Genomic DNA, 553 nt, shown 5'->3' with positions numbered 1-553 from the left:
AGATAGGACAGGATGGTGATGACGACGGTTGCGTCGACCATCGACGTGTAGCCGAAGAGCCGCTTGCCGCAGAAGGCCGAGGTCACTTCGGAAAATATGCCGAAGGCCGGCAGGATCAGGATGTAGACCTCGGGGTGGCCCCAGATCCAGATCAGGTTCGCGTACATCATCGGATTGCCGCCGAAGTCGTTCGTGAAGAAGTTTGTGCCGACATAGCGGTCGAGAGCCAGCAGGGCCAGCACCGCCGTCAGCACCGGGAAGGCGGCGACGATGAGCACATTGGTGCAAAGCGCGGTCCAGGTGAAGATCGGCATTCTCATCATGGTCATGCCAGGCGCGCGCATCTTGACGATGGTGCAGACCAGGTTCACGCCCGACAGCAGCGTGCCGACGCCCGCCACTTGCAGGGCCCAGATATAATAATCGACACCGACATCGGGACTGTAGCCGATACCCGACAGCGGCGGATAGGCAAGCCAGCCGGTGCGGGCGAATTCGCCGACGAACAGCGACATCATGACGATGACCGCGCCGCCGACCGTCATCCAGAAGC

At 61.3% G+C, this 553-nt stretch carries 1 protein-coding gene; it reads right to left on the bottom strand.

Translation table 11 applies throughout. The features are described 5' to 3' along the window. Positions 1–553 (bottom strand): cbb3-type cytochrome c oxidase subunit I (locus tag EOD15_RS35270; RefSeq protein WP_185929187.1); only part of this gene is annotated, 553 nt, incomplete at both ends.

Source organism: Mesorhizobium sp. M7A.T.Ca.US.000.02.2.1 (genome assembly GCF_003996995.1).
Lineage (GTDB): Bacteria > Pseudomonadota > Alphaproteobacteria > Rhizobiales > Rhizobiaceae > Mesorhizobium.
The sequence above is the reverse complement of the archived record's forward strand: the minus strand, read 5'-3'. Positions and strand labels throughout refer to the sequence as shown.